This window comes from Brevibacterium picturae (assembly GCF_030453725.1).
Lineage (GTDB): Bacteria > Actinomycetota > Actinomycetes > Actinomycetales > Brevibacteriaceae > Brevibacterium > Brevibacterium sandarakinum_A.
Window position 1 is genome coordinate 1 of the sequence record NZ_JAKDJU010000328.1, and the last position, 1726, is coordinate 1726.

General features: G+C 63.0%; 1 protein-coding gene. It reads left to right on the forward strand.

What is annotated here, in order from left to right:
- Positions 1-1630, forward strand: a 1630-nt coding sequence (locus L0G76_RS16085; RefSeq protein WP_369696206.1) for a BCCT family transporter, incomplete at its 5' end; no start/stop codon positions are given.
- Between the last annotated feature and the right edge of the window lie 96 nt (positions 1631-1726).

Here is a 1726-nt window from a genome sequence, read left to right on the forward strand (position 1 = left end):
CCCCGGGGCTGAAGCCGACTCGGAGCCTGACTCCGATCCCGAGCCTGAACCCGACTCTGTGAAGACTGCAACGAAGCAGACAGGCGAATCTGAAGAAACAGCGCGCCGCAGCCCGGTCGGCAGCGTCTTCTTCTGCGCGGTGGCCTTCGTCATCGCCTTCGTCATCTGGGCCACAGTCTCTCCCGACAGCCTCGGCGACATCATGACCACAGCGATGACCGCCGTGTCGTCGAGCTTCGGGTGGATCTACCTCGTGGTGCCCTTCGCTGCGATCGTCATGCTCGTGTGGTTCGCCGCGAGTCGGTTCGGACGGATCCGGCTCGGGTCAGCGGACTCGCTGCCGGAGTACAGCACGGTGGCGTGGCTGTCGATGATCCTCGCCGCAGTGATGGGAATCGGACTCGTCAGCTACGGCGTCGCCGAACCGATGTCGCATTTCATGGTTCCTCCACACGGCCTGGCCGAGCCGGAGACCATGGATGCCGCGATCCGGGCCATGCAGTTCTCCTACCTCGACTGGGGCTTCCAGGCCTGGGCCATCTTCGGAGTCTTCGGTCTGGCGATCGGCTATTCGACGCACAGGAAGGGACGACCGGCTCTGGTCTCCACGATGCTGAGGCCGGTACTCGGTCGGCTCGTCGATGGCTGGGTCGGCAAGTTCATCGACATCCTCACCATCATCGCCACGCTCTTCGGAACGACCACGTCGCTGGGCCTCGGCGCCTCTCAGATCGGTGAGGGGCTCAACACGATCTTCGGCATCGACGCAACGATCGTCCTCCAGATCGTGGTCGTCGCCGTGCTCACACTTCTCTTCACCGGTTCCGCATTCACCGGTGTCAGTCGGGGCATCAGGTACATCTCGCAGATCACTCTGACCATGGCGACTCTGCTCGGACTCTTCGTCTTCATCACCGGCCCCAGCGGCTTCGTGGCGAATCTGTTCGTGCGCTCGGTCGGCTCCTTCGCCGGAGACTTCCTCGAGGTGAGCTTCATGACGCCCTCGAGCGCCGCGGACAGCGAATGGATGCTCGGCTGGACCTATTTCATGATGGCCTGGTGGCTGTCGTGGAGCGCCTTCGTCGGAATCTTCCTGGCCAAGATCTCGAAGGGTCGCACGATCCGCCAGTTCGTCGCCGGCGTCCTCCTCGTCCCCAGCGCCGTGTTCTTCGTCTGGTTCACGATCATGGGCGGCTCCGCGATCAAGCTCGACATGGAAGGGGCGAAGATCGGAGAGGCGACTGCCGAAAACCTCGATACTGCCTTCTTCAGCCTGCTCGATCAGCTTCCGCTGACGCTTCTGACCTCGATCTTCACCATCATCATGGTGATTCTGTTCTTCGTCTCCTCGGCCGACTCGAACACCTTCGTCCTCAGTTCCCTGTCCTCAGGGGGATCGTTCGAACCGCGCCGGCCGGTCATCGCCACCTGGGGCTTCCTCACCGGGGCCTGCGCCATCGTACTGCTCCTCGTCGGCGGGCTGCAAGCACTTCAGCAGGCGGCGATGCTCTCTGCAGTGCCGTTCACCATCATCGTGGTCATCCTCGGCGTCGCGTTGATCAAGGAGCTGCGCAGTGACCATCAGATCGTCGAGGAAGTCGCCCGCAAGAGGCACGTTCTGGGAATCTGAGCACGCTGAGTGAGCGGTCCGCTCGATCGTTCTGCTTAAGAGGTCACCGCAGCTTCGCGGTCACCTCGGCGGCGGCCGCGAGGACCTTGTCCGCGA